Raw genomic sequence first — 6,934 nt, 5'->3', positions numbered from 1 at the left:
GGCCTTTTCGGTTCCGAACCGGCGCTGGAATGTAATCAGGTCCATATCGTGGTAAGGTTTGGCCATGGCGAGCCTCCTCAACAGTCTAGATTCTTTCTATAAAGTATGGAAATTGCGGAGCGAAGGCAATAGCCACGTTTCGATAAGAAGTCCTGGGAGCGTGGTATGATAGGTCATGGCTGGTTACCGCCCCAGGAAGGTGGCGTCTTCGCTGCCCAGATACGCGGCCAAGACTTTCGGGTCGGTCTGAACCGTCTCCGGAGTGCCCTGGGCCAGCACCTGCCCGAAATCGAGCACCACCACCTGGTGCGAAATATTCATGACCACGCCCATGTCGTGTTCCACCAGGAGAACGGTCAGCCCCCACTCCTCGTTGATGTCGAGAACGAAACGGGCCATTTCCTCGGTTTCCTCCAGGTTCATGCCGGCCATGGGCTCGTCCAAGAGCAGCAGGCGAGGCTCCGCTGCCAAGGCGCGGCCAAGCTCCACCCGCTTCTGCAGGCCGTAGGGCAAGAGGCCCGCGGGCTGATGGCGGTAGGGGGAGAGGTTCAGGAAGTCTATGATCTCCTCCACCCTGCGGCGATGCGCGTCCTCGGCGCGCCGGGCCGCTCCGAAATAGAGGATGGACGCCAGCAGGCCGTAACCGAGCTGGGCGTGGCGGCCCACCATGAGGTTGTCCAGTACGGAGAGGCCCTTGAAAAGGGCTATGTTCTGGAACGTGCGCGAAAGCCCCATGGAGGTGCGCCGATGAGCGGGCATGGAGAGAAGCTCAAGCCCATCCAGGCGGATGGAGCCGCTTTCCGGACGGTAGCGTCCCGAGATGCAGTTGAGCATGCTGGTCTTGCCGGCTCCGTTGGGACCGATCAGCGATGCAATGCTGCCCTGCTCCACCTTGAAGCCGACATCCACCAGCGCCGCGATGCCCTTGAAGGTCAAGGTGACATCAGAAACGTCCAAGAGGGGCATCAGCGCTCCCACTCCGAGGCGAAGTCCGCCGGAGTGTTCATGCGGTAGCCCCGGGCTTCGAGCTCGGCGATTATTTCCGAGGGATCGTCCGTGGCCAGGCGGATGACCAGTTGGCGCTTTCCGCCCATGGGAAACGTGGCTGTGGAGAGGATGGAGACGCCCTTGTCCTTGATCACGCCCGCTATGGCGTGGAGCACGCCCCGCCGGTCCTCCACCTCGAAGAAGATGCGCGAGCCCCCCTGGCGAAAGCCCATCTCCTCCACCAGGAAATCGAGCATCACCGTGCGGTTGATGTAGCCAATGAGTTTGCCCGAGGAGTCGAGCACCGCCAAGCCTGCCAGCTTCTTCTGGTACATCATCTCCGCGGCGGCCTCGATTTCCATCTCCGGCGGCACGCTCACGATGTCTCGGTGCATGATCTTGTCCACCGTGAGCCGTGAGAGCAGATACAGGGCCTCGTGCTTCTCCAGGGTGGACATGACTGAAGGCAAGGCCGCCGAGACGTCCGCCTTGCGCACGTATCCCACAGCCTTGTCCCCTTCGGTGACCAGCAGCATGCCCAAAGCCTGCTTTTCGAGCAGGTCCTGGACCTTCGCGACAGGAGTCTTCGGAGTGACCGTTATGAAATCCTTGAGCATTTTCAGGCCGACGTACATGGCGCCCTCCCCAGGTTGTCTCTTTTTTGACAACTTGGAAGGCTTGACGCAAACGCTATTCGACCAACGGCATAAATTCCCCCCATGAACGGAGGGATTGAGGTGTTTTTTTCTTCTTTCGGCAGCTTGGGGAAGCGATCAAGGCGAAGACACCACAACAAGGGCTCGCGTCATCCGGACGTTCGGCCTGACAGCGGGCTCTCCACTGAAAATGGCTGTATTGCTAGGTTTACAGAAGTTTTGAGCTGAACTGAACTGGCCGAAGGGTCAATAATTGGCGTCTGGAGACCTTCAATTTCAGCGGCATTTTCGGGTTTTTGACGGATTACAAATATCATACCAACACGGTATAGTATCATGCCTCCTTCACTCACTCAAATCCTGCAATCGACCTTGCGAAAATGGCACGCCAGACTCGACGTATCGTCCCAGCAAACTATCCCCGGGAGGAATGCAGCTTGAGTTCGTTGACGTACCCGTGCCGCGTGGTGACGCACCTGCTGAAACGCAACTCCACAGGCCTGCCGTGGAGGTCAAGGGCCAGGCGCCTCACCGCCAGCAACGGAGCCTTCTCCGGCACGCCGAGGCGCTTGGCATCCGTGGCATTTGCGGTAACGGCGGTGAGAAACTCCATGGCCCGGGCGATGGTGACGCCGTACCGCTTCTGGAAGTAATCGTACAGGGTGTTCGGTAGCGTGCCCATGCCACGCTTTTCGATGTCGGGGTAAAGGGCGCTTGGCAAATAGATGCGTTCGTTGATCGCAGCCTGCCCGTCCAGCACGCGCACGCGTTCGATCCTCACCACGTCGTCGCCGGTTTTCAGTTGCAGGTGCGTGGCAACCTTCTGCTTCACCTTCTCCTTGCGTACCAAGACCACCTGGGATGACGGGAAATTCGGTTTGCCATCCAGGTTTGTCCACAGGAAGAAACGGTAAAAGTGGAGATCGCTGTCAAAGGTTGGGATGGCAGTCCCTTTGCCTTGGAACCGCTGAACTCGCCCTTCGCTGGTGAGTTCGTTCAAGGCCTTGCGGATGGTGCCCTGGCTGACCCCGTATTCCTTGGCCAGGGCCGTTTCACTGGGCAGGAACGTGCCCGGCGGCCAATCACCGGCAGCTATGCGGCTTAAAAGAGTCTCTTTGGCCTGTTGATACAAGGGGCGAAAGGATGGTCTGTTCGGCATATTTTCCGCCTTGTCAGGATATGCTTCCCGCCTTCCGGCGTGGACACGGCAACTCGAACGCCCGTTTGCTCACGAGCGGCCGCTGTCTGCTCTATAAAAATATGTGGTGTTGGCGCTGGGCAAAACGGCAATGCGGGCAGCGGGCCCAAGGGAAGCCAGCCAACGATCCAAGGTTTCCTGGAGTTCCCCCTTCACCAGGTGGCACTGGGCGAGGGTCTCGGCGTCCAGCTCGGATTTGATCACCACCTCGTTGCGGGTCAATGTCCGGCTGAAGAGAAAGGATTTGTGCGCTCCCATGCGGAAGCCGGCCTCTTTGAACTCCTTGAGCTGTTCACACGGCGTTGAAAAACGCCGTACATAGTCGAGATAGACGTCGTCACCGACACCCTGGGCGCATTCGGCCAGCAGGAGAATCTTCCCCCCCTCACGCGCGCACAGAGAGGCCATGTTGAGCCCCTTCTGGGCCTGATAGAGGCAGATGTCCTTGGGTGTTCCCCCGCAGGAGGCCACCACGATGTCGTAGGGTTCATCAAAGGCCAGGCCGTATACCTGGGCGGCAATCTTGGCCCCCTGGAACATGGTCTCGGCCGGGCGCCCTGCAACAAGCCCCACCACTTCCTTGGCAGGGTTCAGGACCACGTTCACCGCCAAGTCGATTCCAGCCAGTTCCCCGGCCTCGTTCAAATCCAAGCGGACCGGATTGGTTTGCGCCTCGCCGACCTGGGCGCCGGGGAGGTCCATCAATCCATGATTGTGCTGGATCAACGCCTTTGCCCCCAGCCCAATGACCGCCCCCTTGGCTCCCCCCGTGAACCCGACGAACTGATGCGGATCAATCTGCCCCACCACTATTTTTAATTGCGCGCCGCTGAACACCGAATTGATCAGGACCGGTGTTCCCCGGCTCGTGACGCCAAAACTCGTGACGGGCGAACGTTCTGCATCGTGAGTGGCCACAGCGCAGCCTCGCAGATCTTCGGGAAGGATGCGCCCAAGCTGGGCGGCGTCGGGCTCGGGGTGAAGGCCCCCTCCAACCACTATGGTCACTGCCGAAGGAGCAAGCGCCGGATACGCAGCAAAAATCCTGTCCAACAGTAATGGAAGGATACGCTTGAGCGGAGTGGGACGCGTTTCGTCCGGCACAGCGATGGCCACGCTTTTGGGAGCAGGCATGGACTCCAGAGGGGGATGGGCGATCGGTGCGTCCAGTGCCGTTCGCAGGGCCTTGCCTAAATCTGAAACGACCGGGACGGAACGGGCATTGAGGACATCCACGCCCGCAGTGTCGGGCAAGAGAAAACGTACATGGCCAGATCCGTACTTCAAGGTCATTTCCACAAGGACCTCCACAGGCATTGAAGTTTTATAAATTTTAAATCAAACATTACAAGCATTTTTAGATTTAATAGCCCTGAATCCCACTTCCTTGTCTTATAATATTTTCAAACCTCTTGACTGTCTTATATAAGACATACTACACCTCAATCAACACGTTTGCAAGGAGGGAGTTATGGCTATCCAGTTCCTAGTTCACGAACCTGGCGACATGGTCGGGGTCGTTGTGGTCGAAGGTGTCAAAGCCGGGCAAGAGCTCTCCGGTTGGGTGATGGAAGGCGACAAAACGCTCGTGGTGAAAGTTCTGAGCGACATTCCCATCGGGCACAAGGTCGCTCTGAAAGACATGAATTCGGGCGACACCGTAATCAAGTACGGCATCGACATCGGCAAGGCCGTAGCCCCCATCAAAGCCGGCGAACATCTGCACGTTCACAACGTCAAGACCAAGAGGTGGTAGGGAGATGAAAACCAAATTTCTGGGTTATCGCCGCGAAAACGGCCGGGTTGGCGTTCGCAACCACGTAATCATCCTGCCCCTGGACGATTTGTCCAACGCCGCCTGCGAAGCCGTGGCAAACAACATCAAGGGGACCATGGCCATTCCCCACCCATACGGCCGCCTGCAGTTCGGCGAGGACCTCGAACTCTATTTCCGCACGTTGATCGGCGCTGGTTCCAATCCCAACGTTGCTGCGGTGGTGGTCATCGGCATCGAACCCGTGTGGACGGCCAGGATCGTGGACGGCATCGCCAAGACCGGCAAGCCTGTGGCCGGGTTCGCCATCGAGCAGAACGGCGACTTGAACACCATCTGCGCCGCCTCCCGCAAAGCCAAGGAATTCGTGCAGTGGGCCAGCGAGATCCAGCGCACCGAATGTGACGTGAAGGAACTTTGGGTTTCCACCAAGTGCGGAGAATCCGACACCACCTCGGGCATCGCCTCCAACCCCACCGTGGGCAACGCCTTCGACAAGCTCTACGACAAGGGCGCCACCCTGATGTTCGGCGAAACCACCGAGATCACCGGCGGCGAACATCTGGTGGCCGCGCGTTGCCGCACCCCGGAGATCAAGGCCCAGTTCATGGCCATGTTCGACCGCTACGCCGCGCTGGTGGAAGCCCACAAGGTGAACGACCTGTGCGACTCCCAGCCCACCAAGGGCAACATTGAGGGTGGGCTAACCACCATCGAGGAAAAAGCCCTGGGCAACATCCAGAAGATCGGCAAGAAGTGCGTCATCGATGGCGTGCTGGACAAAGCTGAAAGCCCCACGGGCCCTGGGCTCTGGTTCATGGATTCCTCTTCGGCAGCGGCCGAAATGGTCACCCTGTGCGCGGCCGCAGGCATGGTGGTGCACTTCTTCCCCACGGGCCAAGGCAACATCATCGGCAACCCGATCATTCCGGTGATCAAGCTGGGAGCCAATCCTCGCACCGTGCGCACCATGAGCGAGCATATCGACGTGGACGTCTCGGGCATCCTGCGCCGCGAGATGAACATGGACCAGGCCGGCGACGCCCTGCTGGACATGATGATGCGCACGGTCAACGGCCGCCTGACTGCCACCGAGGCTCTTGGCCACCGCGAATTTGTCATCACCAGGCTTTACGAAAGCGCCTAGCCAGCGCGGATTATTTGCCCCGCGCCAAAGCGGCGCGGGGCTTCTAGAACTCAGGCGGTTTGAAACAAGGCCGGAAACCGCCAAGGCAAGGAGGGTAGGACGAGGTGTTCAGCTGTACGGCTTAGACGCCTTGCCAGCTATTTTTCGGTCCGGCCGTTTAGTCGGGCCAGTCGGGTGCAAGCGTCTCTAGACCGCTGATTTTTACATTCAGGGAGGTCGTGATGATACGCATTTCACTGCTGCTATTGTCGGCTCTGGTTCTGAGTTCGCCAGTCTTGTCATACGCCGCCGAGGCTTTCCCCACCAAACAGCTCACCTATGTTGTGACCTTTGATCCGGGCGGTCAGTCCGACCGCGAAGCCCGCCGCCAACAAAGCCATCTGGCCAAACTCCTGGGCCAGCAGGTCATCGTCGACTACAAGGTCGGAGGTGGCGGCGCCCTGGGCTGGAAGGAACTGGTTCGTTCCAAGCCCGACGGCTACACCTTCGTGGGCATAAACACCCCGCACATCATTCTCCAGCCCTTGCAGAACGAGGTGGGCTACAAGACCAGCCAGATAAACCCGGTGGTGATGTTCCAAAGCACCCCCCTGGCCCTGGCCGTGCTCAAGGAAAGCCCCCACAAGACCCTCAAGGACTTCGTCGAAGCAGCGAAGAAGGACCCCGAAAAGATTACTGTCGGCGGTTCCGCGGTGTTCTCAGGCCATCATTTCGCCACTCTCAGGCTGCAGAAACTGGCCGGGATAAAGCTGACCTATGTCCCCTTCACCGGTTCGGCTCCCCAGATGACTTCGTTCTTGGGTGGCCACACCGATGCGGTGGTGGCCAACTCCGACGATCTGGTTCGCTTCGCCGACAAGTTACGTGTTCTCGCCTTCTCCTCGGAAGCCCGCTTCCCTCTGTTCCCGGACGCCCCCACTTTCAAGGAGCAGGGATTCGACATGGTTGACTCCATCGACCGGGGTGTGGCCGTGCCCATGGGGACTCCGGCCGACGTGGTGGCCGTACTGGAAAAGGCTTTCCTCGACATCGCCAAGGACCCCGACATCCAGAAGGCCATGAAAGCCGAAGGCTTCGTGCCCATGGCCATGGGGCATGAGGAGAGCAAGGCCTACATCGCCAAACTCACGTCCATGTACACTGACCTGGCCAAGGACCTGAAGAAGTAGCCC

Annotated in this window: 7 protein-coding genes; 3 read left to right on the top strand and 4 right to left on the bottom strand. The window is 59.1% G+C overall.

The features are described 5' to 3' along the window. Window positions 1-183 precede the first annotated feature (183 nt). The 4 genes from HY795_00780 to larA form a co-directional block, all read right to left on the bottom strand. Window positions 184-966 (bottom strand): ABC transporter ATP-binding protein, encoded by a 783-nt coding sequence (locus HY795_00780; GenBank protein MBI4803751.1) that lies wholly within the window; start codon window positions 964-966, stop codon window positions 184-186. Continuing rightward, on the bottom strand, window positions 966-1,622 hold the full coding sequence (locus tag HY795_00775; GenBank protein MBI4803750.1) for a CBS domain-containing protein: 657 nt from the start codon (window positions 1,620-1,622) through the stop codon (window positions 966-968). The genes HY795_00780 and HY795_00775 overlap by 1 nt, the downstream gene beginning before the upstream one ends. Before the next feature lie 436 nt (window positions 1,623-2,058). Then, window positions 2,059-2,802, bottom strand: coding sequence for a GntR family transcriptional regulator (locus HY795_00770; GenBank protein MBI4803749.1), 744 nt, complete (start codon window positions 2,800-2,802; stop codon window positions 2,059-2,061). A 69-nt stretch (window positions 2,803-2,871) separates the two neighbouring features. Beyond that, window positions 2,872-4,140, bottom strand: a complete 1,269-nt coding sequence (gene larA, locus HY795_00765; protein MBI4803748.1) for a nickel-dependent lactate racemase — start codon at window positions 4,138-4,140, stop codon at window positions 2,872-2,874. Between the two features lie 172 nt (window positions 4,141-4,312). Here larA and HY795_00760 point away from each other — a divergent pair, with 172 nt between their 5' ends. The 3 genes from HY795_00760 (at window position 4,313) to HY795_00750 (ending at window position 6,931) form a co-directional block, all read left to right on the top strand. Continuing rightward, entirely contained in the window at window positions 4,313-4,597 is a 285-nt protein-coding gene (locus HY795_00760) for a UxaA family hydrolase (protein MBI4803747.1), read from the top strand. 4 nt (window positions 4,598-4,601) lie between these two features. Continuing rightward, on the top strand, window positions 4,602-5,762 hold the full coding sequence (locus HY795_00755; protein MBI4803746.1) for a UxaA family hydrolase: 1,161 nt from the start codon (window positions 4,602-4,604) through the stop codon (window positions 5,760-5,762). A gap of 221 nt (window positions 5,763-5,983) precedes the next feature. After that, on the top strand, window positions 5,984-6,931 hold the full coding sequence (locus HY795_00750) for a tripartite tricarboxylate transporter substrate binding protein (GenBank protein ID MBI4803745.1): 948 nt from the start codon (window positions 5,984-5,986) through the stop codon (window positions 6,929-6,931). The last annotated feature ends 3 nt before the right edge of the window (window positions 6,932-6,934 follow it).

It is taken from the genome of Desulfovibrio sp. (genome assembly GCA_016208105.1).
GTDB lineage: Bacteria > Desulfobacterota > Desulfovibrionia > Desulfovibrionales > Desulfovibrionaceae > Fundidesulfovibrio.
The sequence above is the reverse complement of the archived record's forward strand: the minus strand, read 5'-3'. Positions and strand labels throughout refer to the sequence as shown.